Origin of the sequence: Streptomyces sp. NPDC005181, from assembly GCF_040608395.1 — a bacterium.
GTDB lineage: Bacteria > Actinomycetota > Actinomycetes > Streptomycetales > Streptomycetaceae > Streptomyces.
The window spans coordinates 1-19,316 of record NZ_JBEXID010000034.1 but is presented as its reverse complement, the minus strand read 5'-3'; the positions used below and the strand labels follow the sequence as shown (position 1 = coordinate 19,316).

19 protein-coding genes are annotated in these 19,316 nt (G+C 70.2%); 7 read left to right on the top strand and 12 right to left on the bottom strand.

Annotated elements, in window-relative coordinates:
• Positions 1 to 10: 10 nt before the first annotated feature.
• Positions 11 to 766 carry a decaprenylphospho-beta-D-erythro-pentofuranosid-2-ulose 2-reductase gene (locus ABZV38_RS21885; RefSeq protein ID WP_356329354.1) on the top strand — a complete coding sequence of 252 codons (756 nt, stop codon included), beginning with the start codon at positions 11 to 13 and terminating at the stop codon, positions 764 to 766.
• Positions 767 to 825: 59 nt separating this feature from the next.
• Here ABZV38_RS21885 and ABZV38_RS21880 read toward each other — a convergent pair whose 3' ends face one another.
• Together ABZV38_RS21880 and trpS are read right to left on the bottom strand one after the other, a co-directional pair.
• Positions 826 to 1,416 carry a 2'-5' RNA ligase family protein gene (locus tag ABZV38_RS21880; RefSeq protein WP_356329352.1) on the bottom strand — a complete coding sequence of 197 codons (591 nt, stop codon included), beginning with the start codon at positions 1,414 to 1,416 and terminating at the stop codon, positions 826 to 828.
• Between the two features lie 112 nt (positions 1,417 to 1,528).
• The gene (gene trpS, locus ABZV38_RS21875) at positions 1,529 to 2,542 is read right to left on the bottom strand and encodes a tryptophan--tRNA ligase (RefSeq protein ID WP_356329350.1); all 1,014 of its coding nucleotides are present in this window, start codon (positions 2,540 to 2,542) and stop codon (positions 1,529 to 1,531) included.
• A 247-nt stretch (positions 2,543 to 2,789) separates the two neighbouring features.
• On the opposite strand from trpS, the gene ABZV38_RS21870 reads away from it, so the two are divergent.
• The 4 genes from ABZV38_RS21870 (at position 2,790) to rocD (ending at position 6,529) form a co-directional block, all read left to right on the top strand.
• A complete protein-coding gene (locus ABZV38_RS21870) occupies positions 2,790 to 3,371 on the top strand; it encodes a sigma-70 family RNA polymerase sigma factor (protein WP_356329441.1) in 582 nt (193 codons plus the stop codon).
• A complete protein-coding gene (locus ABZV38_RS21865; protein WP_356329348.1) occupies positions 3,364 to 4,218 on the top strand; it encodes a hypothetical protein in 855 nt (284 codons plus the stop codon). The genes ABZV38_RS21870 and ABZV38_RS21865 overlap by 8 nt, the downstream gene beginning before the upstream one ends.
• 255 nt (positions 4,219 to 4,473) lie before the next feature.
• Positions 4,474 to 5,211 carry a hypothetical protein gene (locus tag ABZV38_RS21860; RefSeq protein ID WP_356329347.1) on the top strand — a complete coding sequence of 246 codons (738 nt, stop codon included), beginning with the start codon at positions 4,474 to 4,476 and terminating at the stop codon, positions 5,209 to 5,211.
• 112 nt (positions 5,212 to 5,323) lie between these two features.
• On the top strand, positions 5,324 to 6,529 hold the full coding sequence (gene rocD, locus ABZV38_RS21855) for an ornithine--oxo-acid transaminase (RefSeq protein WP_356329344.1): 1,206 nt from the start codon (positions 5,324 to 5,326) through the stop codon (positions 6,527 to 6,529).
• Positions 6,530 to 6,590: 61 nt separating this feature from the next.
• Here rocD and ABZV38_RS21850 read toward each other — a convergent pair whose 3' ends face one another.
• The 3 genes from ABZV38_RS21850 to ABZV38_RS21840 form a co-directional block, all read right to left on the bottom strand.
• Positions 6,591 to 7,796, bottom strand: a complete 1,206-nt coding sequence (locus ABZV38_RS21850) for a glutathionylspermidine synthase family protein (RefSeq protein ID WP_356329342.1) — start codon at positions 7,794 to 7,796, stop codon at positions 6,591 to 6,593.
• A gap of 6 nt (positions 7,797 to 7,802) precedes the next feature.
• On the bottom strand, positions 7,803 to 8,078 hold the full coding sequence (locus ABZV38_RS21845; RefSeq protein ID WP_356329340.1) for a hypothetical protein: 276 nt from the start codon (positions 8,076 to 8,078) through the stop codon (positions 7,803 to 7,805).
• Between the two features lie 237 nt (positions 8,079 to 8,315).
• Complete coding sequence (locus ABZV38_RS21840; RefSeq protein WP_356329338.1) at positions 8,316 to 9,719, bottom strand: PLP-dependent aminotransferase family protein; 1,404 nt, start codon at positions 9,717 to 9,719, stop codon at positions 8,316 to 8,318.
• A gap of 47 nt (positions 9,720 to 9,766) precedes the next feature.
• On the opposite strand from ABZV38_RS21840, the gene ABZV38_RS21835 reads away from it, so the two are divergent.
• Positions 9,767 to 10,279 (top strand): carboxymuconolactone decarboxylase family protein, encoded by a 513-nt coding sequence (locus ABZV38_RS21835; protein ID WP_356329337.1) that lies wholly within the window; start codon positions 9,767 to 9,769, stop codon positions 10,277 to 10,279.
• Positions 10,280 to 10,326: 47 nt separating this feature from the next.
• Positions 10,327 to 11,055, top strand: coding sequence for an isocitrate lyase/phosphoenolpyruvate mutase family protein (locus ABZV38_RS21830; RefSeq protein WP_356329335.1), 729 nt, complete (start codon positions 10,327 to 10,329; stop codon positions 11,053 to 11,055).
• 35 nt (positions 11,056 to 11,090) lie between these two features.
• On the opposite strand, the gene ABZV38_RS21825 is transcribed toward ABZV38_RS21830, so the two are convergent.
• The 7 genes from ABZV38_RS21825 to ABZV38_RS21795 all read right to left on the bottom strand — a co-directional run.
• The gene (locus ABZV38_RS21825; RefSeq protein WP_356329333.1) at positions 11,091 to 11,939 is read right to left on the bottom strand and encodes a hypothetical protein; all 849 of its coding nucleotides are present in this window, start codon (positions 11,937 to 11,939) and stop codon (positions 11,091 to 11,093) included.
• Positions 11,940 to 12,032: 93 nt separating this feature from the next.
• A complete protein-coding gene (locus ABZV38_RS21820; protein ID WP_356329331.1) occupies positions 12,033 to 13,022 on the bottom strand; it encodes a malate dehydrogenase in 990 nt (329 codons plus the stop codon).
• A 182-nt stretch (positions 13,023 to 13,204) separates the two neighbouring features.
• The gene (locus tag ABZV38_RS21815; RefSeq protein ID WP_356329330.1) at positions 13,205 to 14,359 is read right to left on the bottom strand and encodes a DUF2690 domain-containing protein; all 1,155 of its coding nucleotides are present in this window, start codon (positions 14,357 to 14,359) and stop codon (positions 13,205 to 13,207) included.
• Positions 14,360 to 14,829: 470 nt separating this feature from the next.
• Complete coding sequence (locus ABZV38_RS21810) at positions 14,830 to 16,050, bottom strand: NADP-dependent isocitrate dehydrogenase (RefSeq protein ID WP_356329328.1); 1,221 nt, start codon at positions 16,048 to 16,050, stop codon at positions 14,830 to 14,832.
• A 207-nt stretch (positions 16,051 to 16,257) separates the two neighbouring features.
• Positions 16,258 to 17,001, bottom strand: coding sequence for a DUF3017 domain-containing protein (locus ABZV38_RS21805; RefSeq protein WP_356329327.1), 744 nt, complete (start codon positions 16,999 to 17,001; stop codon positions 16,258 to 16,260).
• A gap of 29 nt (positions 17,002 to 17,030) precedes the next feature.
• Positions 17,031 to 17,909: a bifunctional methylenetetrahydrofolate dehydrogenase/methenyltetrahydrofolate cyclohydrolase gene (locus ABZV38_RS21800; protein WP_356329325.1), complete on the bottom strand. Its 879-nt coding sequence runs from the start codon at positions 17,907 to 17,909 to the stop codon at positions 17,031 to 17,033.
• Between the two features lie 200 nt (positions 17,910 to 18,109).
• A partial coding sequence (locus tag ABZV38_RS21795) for an ISL3 family transposase (protein WP_356329324.1) occupies positions 18,110 to 19,316 on the bottom strand: 1,207 nt, incomplete at its 5' end.

Genomic DNA, 19,316 nt, shown 5'->3' with positions numbered 1-19,316 from the left:
GAGTGTTTTCGTGAAGGACGCCTTCGGTGCCCCGCAGTCCCTGCTCGTGCTCGGTGGCACGTCCCAGATCGGGCTGGCGACCGCGCGCCGCCTGATCGCCCGCCGCACCCGCACGGTCTGGCTGGCCGGACGCCCCTCGCCCGGACTGGAGTCGGCCGCAGCGGAACTGCGCGCCCTGGGCGCATACGTCCGTACAGTCGACTTCGACGCCCTCGACTCCGAATCCCACGAGACCGCCCTCGGCAAGATCTTCACCGAGGGCGACATCGACATGGTGCTGCTCGCATTCGGCATCCTCGGGGACCAGGAGCGCGACGAGGAGGAGCCGCTCTCCGCGGTACGGGTCGCCCAGACCAACTACACGGGGGCCGTCTCCGCCGGTCTGGTGTGCGCCGGCGCACTCCAGGAGCAGGGCCACGGATCGCTGGTGGTGCTGTCCTCGGTGGCGGGCGAACGGGCCCGCCGCGCCGACTTCATCTACGGATCGAGCAAGGCGGGACTGGACGCGTTCGCCCAGGGACTGGGCGACGCTCTGCACGGCACCGGGGTGCATGTGATGGTCGTACGCCCCGGCTTCGTACGGTCGAAGATGACGGCGGGGATGGCCGAGGCGCCGCTCGCGACGACCCCGGAGGCGGTCGCGGACGCGATCCTGACGGGACTGCGGCGGCGTTCGGAGACGGTGTGGGTACCGGGGGCGCTGCGGGTCGTGATGTCGGCGCTGCGCCATGTGCCGCGGCCGCTCTTCCGGCGGCTTCCGGTCTGAGCGGCGCGGTTACGGAGCCCGGCAGACCTCGGCAGCACGGTCGGCCGGCGCCGGTGGCCTCAGGGCTGCAGGGACGGCTCGTCCACGGAGCTGCCGCCCTGTGCCGGCACCGCGGGAGCAGAGCCCTCGGCCCCGAACGGAAACTCGTTGATCTTGCGCCAGACGGCGTCCGGACCCTGCTCGTACAGCGCGAAGGAACCGCAGGTCCAGGACGCCTCGTAGTCGGAGAGCTCCGCGTACGCCCGGTCCATCGCCTCCTCGGCGATGTCGTGCGCCACGGTCACGTGCGGGTGGTACGGGAACTGCAGGTCGCGCCTCAGCGGGCCGGACGCGTCCCGCACCCGCTTCTGCAGCCAGGCACACGCCGACGCACCCTCGACGACCTGGACGTAGACGACCGGAGACAGTGGCCGGAAGGTCCCCGTCCCGGACAGCCGCATCGGAAAGGGGCGGCCGCCGGTCGCGATCGCGGCGAGATGCCGTTCGACCGCGGGCAGGTCGGCCGCCTCGGCCTCGGTCGGCGGGAGAAGGGTGACGTGGGTGGGAATGCCGTATGCGGCAGGGTCCCCGAAGCTCGCGCGCCGCTCCTGGAGCAGGCTGCCGTAGGGCTCCGGGACCGCGATCGAAACGCCGAGCGTTACGGTCCCCACGTCGTTCTCCTCAATCTTCGAAGGTCGATGGCCGGCTTCACGCCGTCACCGGAGTCGGTTACCCCTCGCCAGTGTGCCGCCTGCGGCCACGGTCCCGCCAGGGTCCTTGGACTCAGTGCTTCGCGGGCAGAAAGCCCATCCGGTCGTAGGTCAGCGCCAGGGTCTCGGCGGCCACGGCCCGGGCTTTCTCCGCGCCCTTGGCCAGGATCGAGTCCAGCGACTCCGGGTCGTCAAGATATTCCTGGGTGCGGGTCCGGAACGGTGTGACGAACTCGACCATGACCTCTGCGAGGTCGGTCTTCAACGCACCGTAGCCCTTGCCCTCGTACTTCTGCTCCAGATCCGCGACAGCGGTTCCGGTGAGGGTGGAATAGATGGTCAGGAGGTTGCTGACGCCCGGCTTGTTCGCGATGTCGTACCGGATGACCGTGTCCGTGTCGGTGACCGCGCTCTTGACCTTCTTGGCCGTGGTCTTCGGCTCGTCGAGGAGGTTGATCAGCCCCTTCGGGGTGGCCGCCGACTTGCTCATCTTCGACGACGGGTCCTGAAGGTCGAAGATCTTCGCCGTCTCCTTGAGGATGTACGGGTCCGGGATGGTGAAGGTCGCACCGAACCGGCCGTTGAAGCGCTCGGCGAGGTCGCGGGTGAGCTCGATGTGCTGGCGCTGGTCCTCACCGACCGGGACCTGGTTGGCCTGGTACAGCAGGATGTCCGCGACCTGGAGGACCGGATAGGTGAAGAGGCCGACGGTGGCCCGGTCGGCGCCCTGCTTTGCGGACTTGTCCTTGAACTGCGTCATCCGGGATGCCTCGCCGAAGCCGGTGAGACAGTTCATCACCCAGCCGAGCTGGGCGTGCTCGGGGACATGGCTCTGGACAAAGAGTGTGCAGCGCTCCGGGTCGAGTCCGGCGGCGAGCAGCTGGGCGGCGGCGAGCCGGGTGTTCGCGCGCAGCTCGGCGGGGTCCTGCGGAACGGTGATCGCATGCAGGTCCACGACCATGTAAAAGGCGTCGTGGGACTCCTGCAGCGCCACCCACTGGCGGACCGCACCGAGGTAGTTGCCGAGGTGGAACGAGCCTGCGGTGGGCTGGATTCCGGAGAGCACGCGAGGGCGTTCAGAGGCCATAAAAGTCATTGTCTCAGGTACGGAACCGATCTCCGGCAGCCGGTGTATGAAAGGTGTGAGGACGCAGGAGGGGGCCCTCCACAGGGGCCGGGAGGGGGGTCGTGCCGTCGACGACGGGGGTGCGGACCGCGCTCTCGGGCGTGCCGAGGGGCAGGTCGAGGGGCAGGTCGAGGGGCGGGCCGGGCAGCAGGCCGGGACTCGGGCCGAGACGGCGGCAGGAGCGCCGGCCGAGGGCGAGGCGGCGGTAATCGCTCGTGTGCGCGCCGGGGAGGCAGAGGCATACGCGCAGCTGGTGCGCGCCCACACGGGCGTCGCCCTGCGGGCCGCGGTCGCCTTCGGAGCGGGGGCCGATGCGGAGGATGTGGTGCAGTCCGCGTTCTTCAAGGCGTACCAGTCGCTGGGCCGCTTCCGGGAGGGGTCGGCGTTCCGGCCATGGCTGCTGCGGATCGTGGTGAATGAGACGAGGAACACAGTCCGTTCGGCGGGCCGGGCGCGGGCGGTGGCCGGGCGCGAGGCGATATTGCGAGGCACCGATCCGGTGATACCGGAGTCGGCGGATCCGGCGGTGGCGGCGCTCGCGGAGGAGCGGCGGACGTTGCTGACAGCCGCGCTCGACGGGCTGAGCGAGGAGCACCGTCGCGTCGTCACGTACCGCTACCTGCTGGAGATGGACGAGGCGGAGACGGCACAGGCGCTGGGCTGGCCACGGGGGACGGTGAAGTCCCGGCTGAACCGCGCGCTGAAAAAGCTGGAGAAGAAGCTCGGGACGTCTGCGGGCGGTCGAGGGGCGGACAGGCGAGGGGCGGAAGGGGGTGAGGGGCATGAGTGACGCGGACCGGGGGCGTGGCGGTGACCGGGCGCGCCTGCGAGCGGAGCTGCTGGCGCTGGGACGCGGGATGGATGTGCCGGCGCGGGATCCGGAGGGCGACGGGCTGACGATGGCGGAGCGGGTGCTGGCGCAGATCGTCGCGGAGAAGGTCCCGGTGCCGGTGCCCGTTCCTCCGGGGCGGCTGGAGCGGGCCGGGGCGTGGGTGCGGGGGCGGGCCCGCCTGCTGGCCGCGGCCCTCTCAGGGATCCTGGTCCTGCTGGTGCTGACGCCGCCGGTGCGGGCGGCGGTCGCGGACTGGTTCGACTTCGGCGGGGTCGAGGTGCGGTACGACCCGTCCGCGCCGGCCCCCGAGCGGCCGGGCGCGCCCGTTCCGGGCTGTGACACCTCGGTGACGCTGTCGGAGGCGGCGCGGCGGTCGGGCTTCCGGCCGGTCGTGCCGTCGGCGCTCGGCGCACCGGAGGCGGTGGCCGTGACGGGACTGCCCGACGGCCGGTCCATGGTCACTCTGTGCTGGCAAGAGGACGGGCGGACGGTACGGCTCGACGAGTTCCTGTCGAGACTCGATCCGTACTTCATGAAGCAGGTGCGGGAGCAGCCGGAGTGGCTGAAGATCGACAACGGCCACGGCGGCCGGGGGGACGGACTGTGGTTCGCCCGGCTGCATGTGCTGCGCTTCGGCATGGTCGACGGGGACGGCACCCGGTGGACGCGGTCCCAGCGAACAGCTGGGCCCACCCTGCTGTGGGTCAAGAACGATCGGCTGACACTGCGGCTGGAGGGCGTGGATGCGCGGGAGCGGGCCCGCGCGATTGCCGGGTCCACGCTAGGACGGGCCGGGGACCGGTAGGCCGGAGACCGGTACGCCGGGGAACAGTCGCCGGGGATTGGTGGGCCCCGAGCGGAACCGGCGGGGCTTGAGCGGTGTACCAGAGGTGACGCGGTACGGACGGGCCGTACCGGACAGTGCGACAGTGCAAGGGGGACGGCCATGCGAAAGCCAGAGGACCTGAACACGCGACGACCGCGGGTGCGTGCCGTGCGACAACGACAGGGGGGCCGGTTCAGGCGGCAGCCGCGGGCCCTGTTCCTACGGTGGTCGGCTGTGCTGGCCGCGGTGTGGGGGCTGAGTCTCTGCCTCGCGCCGAATGCGGTGGCAGGCGGATCGACGACCGTGCTCGTCTCTTCGCCCGACAGCGGGGAGGCGACCGCACTCTCCGTCTCGGATCCGAGGTACGCCGAGCTGGAGACCTTGCTGGGTCCGGCCGGAAAGGGCGCCAAGCAGCGGCCGCAGAGCATGGACGGGGCGATGGGGACCCGGCAGATCAATGTGACCTGGATGGTTCTGGATCTGGAGCCGATGCGGACCGACCGCGTCTTCCCGGGCGACGATCCGGACACCGTATGGATACACACGGCCTCCGAGGTCCCCTATACCTACCGCGGGTACTGGCACCGGGCGAAGAATCCGGCGGCGCTGGTCAAGCTGTTCACGGAGCTCGGGCTGATGAGGAAGAGGACCAACGAGGACGCGTACGCGAGGTTGTTCCCGCAGGCCTGGGAGAACAAGAAGGCGTCCGCCCCGACGGACCCGTTGGCCGGCCTCGCATCGGAACCGGAGACTTCCTCGTCCGCTCCTCCGTCGGCTTCTGCGGACACCGCCAGGGCCGCCGGCTCCGCCGACCGCTTCGACGGCGTGTGGTGGGCCGTACCCGGGGTGGTGGCGGGGGCGGCGCTCGCTCTGGCCCTGCGGCCCCTGGCAGTCCGCCGGGGTGGTGGCGGGGATGGCGGAGGCCGGGGCGGCCGCGACACCGGCCCACGTCAGGAGCTCCTGGACCTCTGACTGCGCAATCTCACGGGCGCGCCGTGGATTGAAGGTTTCCTCCCCGGAGATCCGACCGACGATACAAAGTGGGCACCACCCCCGCCCACGCCGCACGACGAACGGAGATCCCGTGTCGACCACGGAAACTGCCATCGCCTCCGCCGAGGCGCACAGCGCGCACAACTACCATCCGCTTCCGGTCGTCGTCGCCTCGGCGGAAGGCGCCTGGATGACCGATGTCGAGGGCCGGCGCTATCTCGACATGCTCGCGGGCTACTCGGCGCTCAACTTCGGCCATGGCAACCGGCGCCTGATCGAGGCGGCCAAGGCACAGCTGGACCGGGTGACCCTGACCTCGCGTGCCTTCCATCACGACCGGTTCGCCGACTTCTGTACGCAGCTCGCCGAGTTGTGCGGCATGGAGATGGTGCTGCCCATGAACACCGGGGCGGAGGCCGTGGAGACCGCGGTGAAGACCGCCCGCAAGTGGGGATACCGGGTGAAGGGCGTCCCGGACGGCATGGCGAAGATCATCGTCGCGTCGAACAACTTCCACGGCCGGACGACGACCATCATCAGTTTCTCCACGGACCAGGAGGCGCGGACGGACTTCGGCCCGTACACGCCGGGGTTCGAGATCGTGCCGTACGGGGACCTGACCGCGCTGCGTGCGGCGATGACGGACAACACCGTGGCGGTGCTTCTGGAGCCGATCCAGGGCGAGGCAGGGGTCCTGGTGCCACCGCCTGGCTACCTCCCCCGGGTGCGCGAGCTGACCCGCGAGCGCGACGTGCTCTTCATCGCGGACGAGATCCAGTCGGGTCTGGGCCGGACGGGCAAGACCTTCGCCTGCGAGCACGAAGGCGTCGTGCCGGACATGTATGTGCTCGGCAAGGCGCTGGGCGGCGGCGTGGTGCCGGTGTCGGCCGTGGTCTCGTCGGCCGCGGTGCTCGGGGTGTACCGGCCGGGTGAACATGGCTCGACGTTCGGCGGCAACCCTCTTGCCTGTGCGGTCGCACTGGAGGTCATCGCGATGCTGCGGACCGGCGAGTTCCAGCAGCGGGCCGCGGAGTTGGGCGACCACCTCCACCAGGAGCTGGGCCTGCTGGTGGGTGGCGGCGCGGTGGAGACGGTGCGGGGCCGCGGGCTGTGGGCGGGAGTCGACATCGCCCCGAGTCATGGCACGGGCCGGGAGATCTCCGAGAAGCTGATGGACCGCCGGGTGCTGGTGAAGGACACGCATGGTTCGACGATCCGGATCGCCCCGCCCCTGGTGATCAGCAAGGAGGACCTGGACTGGGGCCTGGAACAACTGCGCGAAGTACTGCGCGGCTGACGGTGCCGGGCGGGTGGGGCCGGGCCGGTGGGGGCCGGGTCGACGGGCCCCACCGGTGTCGCTAAAGGATGACGTGGGGCAGGAAGCGTGCGTACTCGTCCGTGACCAGCCCCGCTGATTCCCGGATGCCGAGCCCCGCGGACTCGTCCTCGACGATCCAGGCGCCCAGCACGACCCGGTTGCCGTCGAAGTCCGGCAGCGGGGCCAGCTCCTGGTAGCAGCACGGCTCGTCCCGTATCACCACGGGGCTTCCCGGCTCATGGATCGTGACGCCGGCGCCCTCACGGCCGAGCAGCGGCTTGGCGACATAGCCGATGCCACCGCCGCCGTTCCCGTCCCCGTCCCCGGCCAGTTCGCGGGGACCGTCGAGATAGGAGGGCAGCAGATTCGGGTGTCCCGGATAGAGCTCCCAGAGAATGGCCAGCAGCGCCTTGTTGGAGAGGAGCATCTTCCAGGCGGGCTCGATCCAGCAGGTGGTGCCCGTGCCGCCACCGTTGTCGAGGGTGTCCAGGACATGGGGGCCGAAGCGGTCGCTCGCCAGCCACTCCCACGGGTAGAGCTTGAAGCAGCTGCGGATGAAGCGGAGCCGATCGTCGACGAACCGTCCGGTCAGCCGGTCCCAGCCGATCCTTTCCACGGAGAGCGCCTCCGTGTCGATCCCGGCCTGTTCGGCGGTCTCACGGAGATACGCGACCGTCATCAGGTCCTCGCCGAGTTCGTCCCCCTCGGAGTGGGCGAAGTGCAGCGGTCCCGGTGGCAGCAGTGCGGCCTGCCGCTTCCATGCCGCGACAAGACGTTCATGAAGGGAGTTCCACTGGTCGGCGTCCGGGAAGCGGTCCTCCATCCAGAACCACTGGACGCTGGCCGCCTCCACGAGTGAGGTGGGGGTGTCGGCGTTGTACTCCAGCATCTTCGCCGGGCCGGTTCCGTCGTAGCGCAGGTCGAACCGGCCGTAAAGGGACGGAAGTTCAGCTCGGCGCCGCCAGGACTCGGCGATCAGAGCGGTCAGTCGCCGGTCGGTGATGCCGAGGTCGGCGAAGCGGTCCTGCTCGACGATGTGCGCGGCGGCGGCCAGGCACATCGTGTGCAGTTCCTCTACCACGTCCTCCAGCGCCTCGACCTCGGGCAGCGAAAAGACGTAGTACGCGCTCTCGTCCCAGTAGGGGCGCAGCGATCCGTCCGGGTAGCGGGTCAGCGGATAGACGATCCCCTGCTCCTCGACGGTCTCCTGCCAACCGGGGCGCGGTTCGGTGGTGCGGCGTTCCATGACCGGTCAGCCGCCGCCCGTACCGGAGCAGCCGAAGCCGCCGCGGTCGACGGCGGACTTGTCGAAACTGCCACCCTGGACCTTGCTGCCACTGGAGCTGCCGCCGTAGTAGTAATCGCCCTTGCCGCTGCTGCTCTTGCACTCGTAACTCGGCAGCTTGGAGTGGGTCACCGGGTCCACACACCGCTTGTCCGGGTCCGATCCACACGAGGTGATCGTCGCCGCGAGAACCCCCATGGAGCCGAGCACCACCGTGCTCGACCTCACCCTGCGCTTGGCCATGCTTCCGTCTCCCCCATCGTTCCGTTCAAGCCATTGGACCGTCCGTCAGATTAGATGGCCGCCCGGGAGGGCGGGAACCGGGTGCGGTGCAGACCGCCCCCGCAGAGTCCGCATGTGCTCTTTGGGATGATCTGCGCGCTCGGTTCCGAGGGATGCTCGCGGTGGAGCGCTCGAATGCCGACGGCCGGGCGCGCGGACGGCGGGCGCGGTCGAGGGCGTCGGTTGCGGTACCGGTTGCTACGGCAGTACGCGGCAGAGTGCATCCAGGGCGCCGGCCCAGGCGCTGTCGGTCGGGGAGCCGTAGCCGAGGACCAGGGCGTCGCCGCCCGGCTCCGCGTCCGCGTGCCGGAAGCGGTCCAGGCCCTCCAGGGCCAGCCCCTGCCAGGCAGCGGCCTGGATCACCGATCGTTCGGTGCCCTCGGGGAGTTCGAGCACGGCGTGCAGTCCGGCAGCGATCCCGCTGATGCGCAGTGCGGGGGCCTGTTCGGCGAGCGCCGCGACGAGCTGGTCGCGGCGGCGCCGGTAGCGCAGCCGCATCGAGCGCACATGGCGGTCGTACGCACCGGACTCGATGAACTCCGCGAGCGTCAGCTGGTCCAGTGCGCTCGACACCCAGTCGACCTGCCCCTTGGCCTCGGCCACCTCGCCCACCAGTCCCTGTGGCGGGACCATCCAGGCCAGCCGCAGCCCCGGCGCCAGGGACTTGCTGGACGTTCCCAGGTAGACGACCCGTTCCGGGTCGAGGCCCTGCAGGGCACCGACCGGTTGCCGGTCGTAGCGGAACTCCCCGTCGTAGTCGTCCTCCAGGATCAGCCCGCCCGCACTCCGCGCCCAGTCGACCGCCGCGGCCCGCCGGTCGGGATGGAGCGGCACCCCCGTCGGGAACTGGTGCGCGGGCGTCATCAGCACCGCACCCACCCCGCGCATCCCGGCCAGCTCCCCGGTCCGGGAGCCGAGTCCGTCGAGCGGCACGCAGGGCGTGCGCAGTCCGGCGTCCGCGAGCAGGTTCCAGTGCACATCCAGTCCGTACGACTCGACGGCCACCTCCCGCACCCGCCGCTGCCGCAACACCTTCCCCAGCAGCATCAAGCCATGCAGGAAGCCGGAACAGATCACGATCCGTTCCGGGTCGGCGTACACCCCGCGCGCCCGCGCCAGATAGTCGGCCAGTACGGTGCGCAGCTCGATGCGCCCGCGCGGATCGCCGTACCCGAAGGCGTCGTTGGGCGCGGCGGTCAGGGCGCGCCGGGCCGCCTTGAGCCAGTCGGCGCGCGGAAACGTAGACAGGTCGGGCGCGCCGGGCATCAGGCTGTAGGCGGGCCCTCGCCGCACCGGCCGGGAGCGCGGCGCCGTCGTGGCCGCCCGGCGCGGCTCGGCGCGCTGCGCCACCCTGGTGCCGGAACCCTGCCGGGCGGTGAGCCAGCCCTCGGCGACCAGTTCGGCGTAGGCGTCGGCCACGGTGTTCCGGGCGATTCCCAGGTCGGCGGCGAGCGTACGGGACGACGGCAGCCGGGTCCCGGGCGTCAGCCGCCCGGTCCGTACGGCCTCCCGCAGCGCGTCCATCAGTCCGGCCCGCAGCCCCGCCGCGCCGGTCGGGTCGATATGCAGGTCGGCCCCGAAAGTGGCCCAGGAATCCGTCATGGAAATGGACCATACCCGTGCGCCATCCACGCCGTACGGTTGTATCCATGACGACGAACGAGCACACCCACCCCACCTCCGACTACGCCCCCGAGCACAGCCCCCGCCTGAACTGGGCCCAGCTCGCCCCCGAGGTCTACAAGGCCATGGTCCGGCTGGACGCGGCGTCCCGTAAGGGCCTCGACCCGGTCCTCCTCGAGCTGGTGAAGATCCGCAGCTCCCAGCTCAACCACTGCGCGTTCTGCCTCGACATGCACACCAAGGACGCGCTCGCGGCGGGCGAGTCCGTCGAGCGGATCATCCAGCTCAGCGCGTGGGAGGAGTCGCAGCACTTCTACACGGAGAAGGAGATCGCGGCGATCGAGCTGACGGAGGCCGTGACGGTCCTGACCGACGGTTTCGTACCGGACGAGGTGTACGAGAAGGCCGCGAAGCACTTCGAGGAGGCCGAGCTGGCCCAGCTGATCGCCGCCATCACGGTGATCAACGCCTGGAACCGGTTCGGCGTGACCACCCGTATGGTCCCCGGTCACTACACTCCCGGCGAGATCAAGCACTGACCCGGATCGAGCAGCGCCTCCGCCCCGCCCCTCCCAGGAGCCCCGCGATGACCGTCTCCGCCTTCCGCGCGCTGCACCACGGCCGCACCTCCGGCGACCCGCTGGTCCTCCCCGGCCCGTGGGACGCCGCGAGCGCGCGGGTCTTCGCCGACGCGGGCTTCCCGGCGCTCGCCGCACCGAGCGCCGGGGTCGCGGCCTCGGTCGGGTACAAGGACGGGGCGACGCCCGCCGCCGAGATGTTCGCGGCCGTGGCCCGGATCGTGCGCGCTGTTTCCGTACCCGTATCGGCGGACATCGAGGCCGGTTACGGGCTGCCGCCGAAGGAGCTCGTGGAGCGGCTCCTCGACACCGGTGCGGTCGGCTGCAATCTGGAGGACTCGGCGGACGGCGCCCTCCTCGATCCGCAGGAACAGGCCGACCGGCTGGCACAGGTACGGGCAGCAGCGGGCGAGCGCCTCTTCATCAACGCCCGCGTCGATACGTACGTACGCGGCGTCCCGGACGGCACCGACCCGGAGACGGAGACGATCGCCCGCGCCCGGCTGTATGCGGCAGCCGGTGCGGACTGCATCTACCCGATCGCCGCACCGCCCGAGTCCCTTCCCCGCCTGGCCGCCGCCGTCCCGGCCCCGCTCAACGTCTTCGCCGTGCCGGACGGCCCGACCCCGCGCCGCCTCGGCGAACTGGGCGCCACCCGGATCACGTTCGGCCCCGGCCTGCAGCTCCAGGCCATGGCAGCCGTTCGCGAGATCGCCGACCGGCTGCACGCGCTGTAGCCTCCCGCCGCCCGCGCACCGAGGTCCGCCAGGCCCTAGCCGTGGGCCCGCCTGCCGCCGAAGGCAGCCAGGGTCCGTTCCAGCATGGGCATGGCCCGCACCACGTTGCGGGAGCGGATCAGGGCGTCCCAGGCGGGTTCGAACTTCTTCCAGCCGCCCGCGTACGCCAGGTGCCTCAGCCGCTCGTGCGTGCCCGGCTGGACGGCCGCGCCGCGCCAGATGTTCGACCAGCGGTAGAAGTCCCGGTACGCACGCCAATAGCCGTCCTCCAGCTGACGCGAGGTCATCCCCTTCGGACGGTGGACGACATGGCGGGTGTCGTAGAGATCCCAGTCGCGGTGGACGATCCGGTCCTCGGCCTCCATCTGCTTCCACAGCCCGGTGGACGGGTACGGCGTCATGATGTGAAAGGTGGCCGTCTCGATGCCCTGCTCGACGGCCCACTCCACCGTCCGGTCGAATACGTCCGGGCCGTCGTGGTCGAGGCCGAAGACAAAACTGGCGTTGACCATGACACCGGCGTCATGGAGCCGGCGGACGGCGGCCGCGTAGTCCTTGCCGATGTTCTGGTCCTTGCGGCGTTCGGCGAGGTTCGCGCTGTTGACGGTCTCGAAGCCGACAAACAGGCTGCGCAGCCCCGCGTCCACGGCCCGCTCCAGCAGATCCGGCTGGAGGACGGACTTCACGGTGCCGGCCGCCTGCCAGAGCCGCCCCATTCCGGCCATCCCGTCGAAGAGTGCCTCGGCGAAGCGCCGGTTGCCGAGCAGATGATCGTCGAGGAAGTACAGATGCTTGCCGGGCAGCCGCTCGATCTCGACGAGGGCGTCGTCCACGGCCTGGGTGTAGAAGGACTTGCCGCCCTCGTGTCCGCAGTTCCCATCCACTGCCGTTCCCGCCCACGGCCCTGTGCGAACGCAGCCGCCCCCGGCAGCGACTGCTGCCGGGGGCGGTGAGGTACGTGCCCGGAGGCGTACGGATCAGATCAGACCGAGCTCGCGAACCGCGTCGCGCTCCTCGGCGAGCTCCTGCACCGACGCGTCGATGCGCGTGCGGGAGAACTCGTTGATGTCCAGGCCCTGGACGATCTCGTACCTGCCGTCCTTCGTGGTGACCGGGAAGGACGAGATGAGGCCCTCGGGCACACCGTAGGAGCCGTCCGACGGGATACCCATCGAGGTCCAGTTGCCGGGGGCGGTGCCGTTGACCCAGGTGTACACGTGGTCGATGGCGGCGTTGGCGGCCGAGGCGGCCGAGGACGCGCCACGGGCCTCGATGATCGCGGCGCCGCGCTTGGCGACGGTCGGGATGAAGGTGTCGGCCAGCCACGCCTCATCGTTGACGAGCTCGGCGGCGTTCTTGCCGGCCACCTCCGCGTGGAAGATGTCCGGGTACTGGGTCGCCGAGTGGTTGCCCCAGATCGTCAGCTTCTTGATGTCGGAGACGGCGGCGCCGGTCTTGGCGGCCAGCTGCGAGATCGCACGGTTGTGGTCCAGGCGGGTCATCGCGGTGAAGCGCTCGGCCGGTACGTCCGGGGCGGCGGCCTGCGCGATGAGCGCGTTGGTGTTGGCCGGGTTGCCGACGACGAGGACCTTGATGTCGTCCGCCGCGTTGTCGTTGATGGCCTTGCCCTGCGGCTTGAAGATGCCGCCGTTGGCGGAGAGCAGGTCGCCGCGCTCCATGCCCTTCGTGCGGGGGCGGGCGCCGACGAGCAGAGCGACGTTCGCACCGGCGAAGCCGACGTTGGCGTCGTCCGTGATCTCGATGTTGCGCAGCAGCGGGAAGGCGCAGTCGTCGAGCTCCATCGCGGTGCCCTCGGCGGCCTTCAGCCCCTGCGGGATCTCCAGGAGGCGCAGGTTGACCGGCACGTCCGGGCCGAGCAGGTGGCCGGAGGCGATGCGGAAGAGCAGCGCGTAGCCGATCTGGCCGGCTGCGCCGGTCACGGTGACATTCACGGGAGTGCGGGTCATGGCGATCTCCGTTAGACAGCTGGCGGTGGGGGTCCCTGCCCCTGGTGCTGGATATCCCCTGAATCTTGATGTGAAGAGATATCCAGCGATCAGGCTATCCGACCCGGAACCTCCCGGCCGCCCGGCCCCCTGTGGCACCGCACACAGCCGGTCACGCACCGCTCACTGCGACCCGTGCTCTCTCATCCGGCCGCGTCGGTGGTGCACCCCTTCGTCCCGGACGCGAGCGTCGCGCAGGCCCTGGCGTCCGCGGCCTTCTTCACGGCGACCATGGGGGTGTACGCGTCCGTGTCCGTGTCCGTGCCCGCGTCCACCGCGCCGTCCTGCCCCGCGGCGCCGCCCGCGGCGATCCGGACCGTGTCGCCCGGAGTGGCTCTGGTGATCCGGGCCCACGCCGCCGCACACGTCTCGCTGTAGCGCACCTCGACGAGACTTCCGCCGACCGTGACGCTGGAGGCCGTACGGGCGAACCGGCCGCCGCATCCCATGTCCTCCGGGTCCTTCCCCGTGCAGTCGGCGCCGCTGCACTTGACGCCTTCCGGCAACTCGGGCGCGCTGGTGCCCGGCGACGCCGACGGGGTGGCGGCAGCCTTCTTGCCGCTGTCGTCACCGCCCGGGCCGGTCAGGAGTACCGCGGCGGCTATCACCATCAGCGCGCCCACCACGCCGGCGAGGAACACGGTCAGCCTGCGGCGGTCGGCCGGCTTCCGCGGGCCGCCCCCGTGTTGCGGCTGCGGCGGTGACTGCGGTGGCTGCCCCCCTGCCGCGTCTCCGTATGCGTCCGCATGCCCGGCACCCGGGCGCGCCTGCGGCTGCTGCGGCACGCGCGGGACGGTCCCGCGTTGAATCGGTACGGACGGTGCGCGGCTTCCGCCACGCCCGTCCGTACCCCTGCCCGTGCCCGGGTCCGAACCCGCGTCCGTGGCTGTGCCGACGCCCGTGCCGGTGGCCGCACCGGCGGAGCGGCGGCTCCCGCCGTGACCCACCGGGCTGGGCCCGAACTCGCCGAGCGCCGCCCGCGCCTGGGCGATCCGGATGCCCTCCATCGTCATGTCGTGGCGCATCTCGGCGCGGCTCCAGGCCCGCTCCGCCAGCTCCCACATGGTGGTCAGATGCACCTGATTGGTGCCCGTGACCTCGGCGAGAGCGACGATCGCCCCCTTCGGCGCGAGCAGCCGTCCGTTCAGATAACGCTCCCACGACGTCTTGCTGTAGCCCGTGCGGTCAGCAACCGCGGCGATGCCCAGACCACTGCGGTCGATGAGTCTGCGCAGCTGGCCGGCAAACTCCCTGACCTGCGGGTCGAGTTCATCCGGTAGTGCCTTCCAACGAGGCATTACTTCCCCCTCAGTTCCCCCGAACGTGCCTGATGTGCCCCGCTCTGTCGTTCCCCCTTGTCCGATACGGCGGTCTACCGTTCCGGACTACCCAGGAGGATGCACAAAGGCAGGCGGTCAGTTCCTGAGGAGAGAGCGCACCGAGGCATTGGGGAGTTCGGCGCGCATCGTCGCGCGCCCCCTGCCCTGCGTTGCCGGGCCAGTCTGCCACCGTTGCGCGGCGATCACACCGTGGCGGAATGGTCACTTCCGTGCCACAGGCCACAGCGTTCCCTTGAACCGTCGTTCCGCGTCGACAAGGCTGGATCCAGGCCGGGGCAAGGCCGCTCAAGTCACCACTTTCCGGCGCTTCTCCGCTCCTGTGGGCCCCGGCCGCAGGTGTCCGTCCCTTCTCGGGGGAGGGGACGGACATCGCCCGCCGGGCGGCAGGCCGCCGCGCAGCAGCCTGCCGGGCCGAACTCCAGCAGCACTCAGCGGGATGCCATCTCCTTCTGCAGGTTGACGTCCAGCGCGTCCAGGAACTGTTCCGTGGTCAGCCATGGGGCGTCCTCGGAAATCAGCAGCGCCAGATCCTTCGTCATCCGGCCGGTCTCGACGGTCTCGATGCAGACCGTCTCCAGCGCCTCGGCGAACGCAATGACGTCGGGGGTGCCGTCCAGCTTGCCGCGGTGCGCGAGACCGCGGGTCCAGGCGAAGATCGACGCAATCGGGTTGGTCGATGTCGCCTTGCCCTGCTGGTGCTGACGGTAGTGCCGGGTGATCGTGCCGTGCGCGGCTTCCGCCTCGACGGTCCTGCCGTCGGGCGACATGAGGACCGACGTCATCAGGCCGAGCGAGCCGAAGCCCTGCGCGACGACATCGGACTGGACGTCGCCGTCGTAGTTCTTGCACGCCCAGACGTAGCCGCCCTCCCACTTGAGCGCCGAGGCGACCATGTCGTCGATCAGACGGTGCTCGTAGGTGAGACCGGCCTTCGCGAACTCCGCGCTGAACTCGGCGTCGAACACCTTCTGGAAGATGTCCTTGAAGCGGCCGTCGTACTTCTTGAGGATCGTGTTCTTCGTGGACATGTACACGGGGTACGCGCGGTCCAGGCCGTAGCGGAACGAGGTGCGCGCGAAGTCCCGGATCGACTCGTCGTGGTTGTACATCGACAGTGCGACACCGGCGCCCGGGAACTCGTGGACCTCGACCTCGACCGGATCGGAGCCGTCCTTCGGGGCGAACGTCATGGTGAGGGTGCCCGGGCCCGGGATCTTCAGGTCGGTGGCGCGGTACTGGTCGCCGAAGGCGTGACGGCCGACGACGATGGGCTTGGTCCAGCCCGGGACGAGCCGCGGCACGTTCTCCATGATGATCGGCTCGCGAAAGATGACGCCGCCGAGGATGTTGCGGATCGTGCCGTTCGGCGAGCGGTACATGGCCTTGAGGCCGAACTCCTCGACACGGCCCTCGTCCGGCGTGATCGTGGCGCACTTGACCCCGACGCCGTACTCCTTGATGGCGTGGGCGGCGTCGACGGTGACCTGGTCGTTGGTGGCGTCGCGGTGCTCGATGCCCAGATCGAAGTACTTCAGCTCGATATCGAGGTACGGGAGGATCAGCTTGTTCTTGATGAAGGACCAGATGATGCGGGTCATCTCGTCACCGTCGAGCTCCACGACGGGGTTGACCACCTTGATCTTGACCATGGAGTGAAACGTCCCTTTCGCGCTTCGGCTGTCACTTTATCTCGATACCAAGATACTCGACATCAAGATAAATGCACTCGGTCTGCTGCGCAAAAAACTGCGGCCCCCTCGCACCCGGGGTGGGTGCGAGGGGGCCGGTTCGGCGTGACGCGGAGTACGCGGCGTCCTGGATTCACTCGGCGCCGGGGGTACCGCAGTCGTACGGAGTCAGCGGATCGTGAAGCGGACCGCGTGCTCCAGGAACGGTATGTCCAACCACGGCTTGGGCTGCGCCACGAGTGAGAGCAGCACGATCAGAACGCCCAGCAGTCCGTACGTCACCAGGTCGGTGAACCGGGAACGGACCGCGAGCATGCCCACCGAGGGGACCACGCAGCGCAGCACGGCTCCACCGATGAGGGCGACGCCGATCAGTATCGTGCCGATCCTGAAGGCCTCGGCGAAGGGGTTGACGGCGACGATCAGCAGGCCGATCCCGGCTGTGCTGAGCACGGCGAGCAGCGGCCACTGACGGGCCGGGGCGGGCGCGTCCCCGGACGCCGCCCTGCCGCCGCCCTCGGGGCGCGCAGTGTCCCGGGTGAACGAGGGGAACCGCCGCGACGGGCGGGGCCCGGCACCCGGACCACCGCCGGGGGCGGAATCGCTGCTGCCGGAGCCGGCCCCCGCGGCCTCGGTCGTCGTTTCGGCCGTGGTTTCGCCGTCCGGGACTTCGGCATCCGCAGCCTCTTCGGCCGTGGTTTCGCCGTCCGGGACTTCGGCGTCCGCAGCCTCGTCGCCCGCAGGCCCGGCCTCCGGGCCCTCGGCACCGGCGCCCTCGACCGCAGCGGTCACACCCTCGCCCGGCACACCCTCGGCACGCTCATCCACGCCGCGCGCGCCCCCGCCCGGCGGCACCGGAATCGCCCGGTCCGCCGCGGCGGCCGGGTCGGCCGGACTCGTACCAGCACCCATGGGGTTCCTTCCGGATCAGGTCGGTCGGCTCAGTCGGCAGAGACGGAAGCCGCGGCAGCCGCATCGCGCTCGGCCGCCTCGACCACATTGACGAGCAGCTGGGCACGGGTCATCGGACCGACACCGCCCGGGTTCGGGGAGATCCACGCGGCGACCTCGGCCACCCCGGGGTGCACATCGCCGACGATCTTCCCGTCGTCGTCCCGGCTGACGCCGACGTCGAGCACGGCCGCGCCCGGCTTCACGTACTCGGGCTTGATGATGTGCGGCGAACCGGCGGCGGCGACGATGATGTCGGCCTGCTTGAGCTGGGCGGCGAGGTCACGCGTACCGGTGTGGCACTGGGTGACGGTGGCGTTCTCGGACTTACGGGTCAGCAGCAGCGGGATCGAGCGGCCGATGGTGACACCGCGGCCGACGACCACGACGTGCGCCCCGTTGATCTCGACGTCGTGGTGGCGGAGCAACTGGACAACGCCCTGTGGGGTGCACGGCAGCGGGCCCGTCTCGTTCAGGACGAGCCGGCCGAGGTTCATCGGGTGCAGACCGTCGGCGTCCTTGGCCGGATCCATCAGCTCCAGGACACGGTTGGTGTCGATGCCCTTGGGGAGGGGAAGCTGCACGATGTACCCCGTGCAGTCGGGGTTGTCGTTGAGCTCCCGTACGACGTCCTCGATCTCCTCCTGGGTGGCGGTGTCGGGAAGTTCGCGCTGGATGGAGCCGATGCCGACCTGCGCACAGTCGCGGTGCTTGCCGTTCACGTACCACCTGCTGCCCGGGTCGTCCCCGACGAGCAGGGTTCCCAGGCCTGGGGTGATGCCCTGCGCCTTGAGGGCCGACACGCGGACGGTCAGATCGGACTTGATCGCGGCTGCGGTGGCCTTGCCATCGAGAATCTGGGCAGTCATAGTGCCCATCCTCGCGGATGACCCCACCTGCATACCAATTCTGGGTGCCGAGGGTGGACACGATGTTGCACTTGAGCAACATCCACCAACAGCGACTGGACAAACTTACGTCCCGCTTATAACGATGAAGGCCGCAGTGCCGCAGAAGTACCGGGGGGCGGACCACTGACATTTTCTGGCTCTCCTGCTTCATGAGTGGGTCACTCTGTCCGGGGTTGGCGGCCGGGCAGGGTGGGCTTGTTGCCGGCGAGGGTGAGCATGACGAGGGCGATGACTGCGTCGGCGGAGTGGAAGCCGAAGCCACGGCGGATGATCAGGCGGGTCTTGGTGTTCGTCGATTCGATCAGGCCGTTGGACATGCCGGTGGTCAACGCGGACCGGATGGCGTCGTAGTGGCGTCGGATCTTGCGCTGAAGATCGACGAAGCTGTCGATGCGGCACCGCTGGGCCCAGCCGAGCCACCGGTCCAGGGCCCCCAGCGCGGCCGTCGGGCGGGTCTTGGCCAGGGAGAACACCGTGCGGAGGGATTCCTTCAGGCGCCAGGCCCGGTGCAGGCGGGGGTCGGTGGCGGCGATCCAGGTGAGCTTCGCGGCTTGGCGGTCGGTCAGGTCCGCCTCGTTCTTCCACAGCGCGAACCGGGAGTCCTTCAACGCCCGGGCCCGGTCCTTGTCGCCGGCCTCGTGCCGCGCCCGGTTCCACGCCGCGCGGCGCTCGGTGTCCAACGCTTCGGTGGCCCAGGCGACCACGTGGAAGGGGTCCATGACCCGGATCGCATGCGGGGCCCGGCGGACCAGGGCCTCGGCGATCCAGCCGGCACCGTCGGCGCTGATGTGGGTCAGCCTCGCGACACGCTCCGGGCCGAGGTGGTCGAAGAAGGCGTCCATGACGTCCTTGCCGTGCCCGTCGGCCATCCACACCACCCGCCCCGTGTCATGGTCGACCACGCAGGTCATGTACTTGTGCCCGCGCTTGTAGGAGATCTCGTCGATCCCGATCCGCCGCAGACCCGCGAGCCGGTCGACACGCCGGTCCCGGTCGGCGACGAACCGTTCCACGATCCGGCCCACGGTCCGCCATGAGGTCCGCATCAGCACCGCCGTCGCGGACTTCGAGCACTCCGCTGCCAGCCAGACGGTCTGCTGGTCGAAGGCCAGGGTGTGACCGGCACCGTGCCGGGCCCAGGGCACCCAGGTCACCGTCGGACCGTGATTCCGGCAGGCCACCCGGGGCGCGTCGGCCTCCAGGAACACCTTCATCGCCCCGTGGTCCAGGGCCCGCCACCGGCGCCGGCCCCGCCCGGTGTCGTACCAGGGCGCGGGCCGGGAACAGATCCCGCACCGCTGCCGCCGACGCGCTTCGGGCCGTACCGATACGACCACGCACCGTTCGCTCTCGTCGAAACGGACG

Bases quoted from the DNA above. Each gene is read 5' to 3' on its own strand.
- trpS (WP_356329350.1), bottom strand. From the start codon at position 2,542: ATGGCCTCTGAACGCCCTCGCGTGCTCTCCGGAATCCAGCCCACCGCA.
- ABZV38_RS21865 (WP_356329348.1), top strand. From the start codon at position 3,364: ATGAGTGACGCGGACCGGGGGCGTGGCGGTGACCGGGCGCGCCTGCGA.
- ABZV38_RS21850 (WP_356329342.1), bottom strand. From the start codon at position 7,796: ATGGAACGCCGCACCACCGAACCGCGCCCCGGTTGGCAGGAGACCGTC.
- ABZV38_RS21845 (WP_356329340.1), bottom strand. From the start codon at position 8,078: ATGGCCAAGCGCAGGGTGAGGTCGAGCACGGTGGTGCTCGGCTCCATG.
- ABZV38_RS21840 (WP_356329338.1), bottom strand. From the start codon at position 9,719: ATGACGGATTCCTGGGCCACTTTCGGGGCCGACCTGCATATCGACCCG.
- ABZV38_RS21835 (WP_356329337.1), top strand. From the start codon at position 9,767: ATGACGACGAACGAGCACACCCACCCCACCTCCGACTACGCCCCCGAG.
- ABZV38_RS21830 (WP_356329335.1), top strand. From the start codon at position 10,327: ATGACCGTCTCCGCCTTCCGCGCGCTGCACCACGGCCGCACCTCCGGC.
- ABZV38_RS21820 (WP_356329331.1), bottom strand. From the start codon at position 13,022: ATGACCCGCACTCCCGTGAATGTCACCGTGACCGGCGCAGCCGGCCAG.
- ABZV38_RS21815 (WP_356329330.1), bottom strand. From the start codon at position 14,359: ATGCCTCGTTGGAAGGCACTACCGGATGAACTCGACCCGCAGGTCAGG.
- ABZV38_RS21810 (WP_356329328.1), bottom strand. From the start codon at position 16,050: ATGGTCAAGATCAAGGTGGTCAACCCCGTCGTGGAGCTCGACGGTGAC.
- ABZV38_RS21805 (WP_356329327.1), bottom strand. From the start codon at position 17,001: ATGGGTGCTGGTACGAGTCCGGCCGACCCGGCCGCCGCGGCGGACCGG.
- ABZV38_RS21800 (WP_356329325.1), bottom strand. From the start codon at position 17,909: ATGACTGCCCAGATTCTCGATGGCAAGGCCACCGCAGCCGCGATCAAG.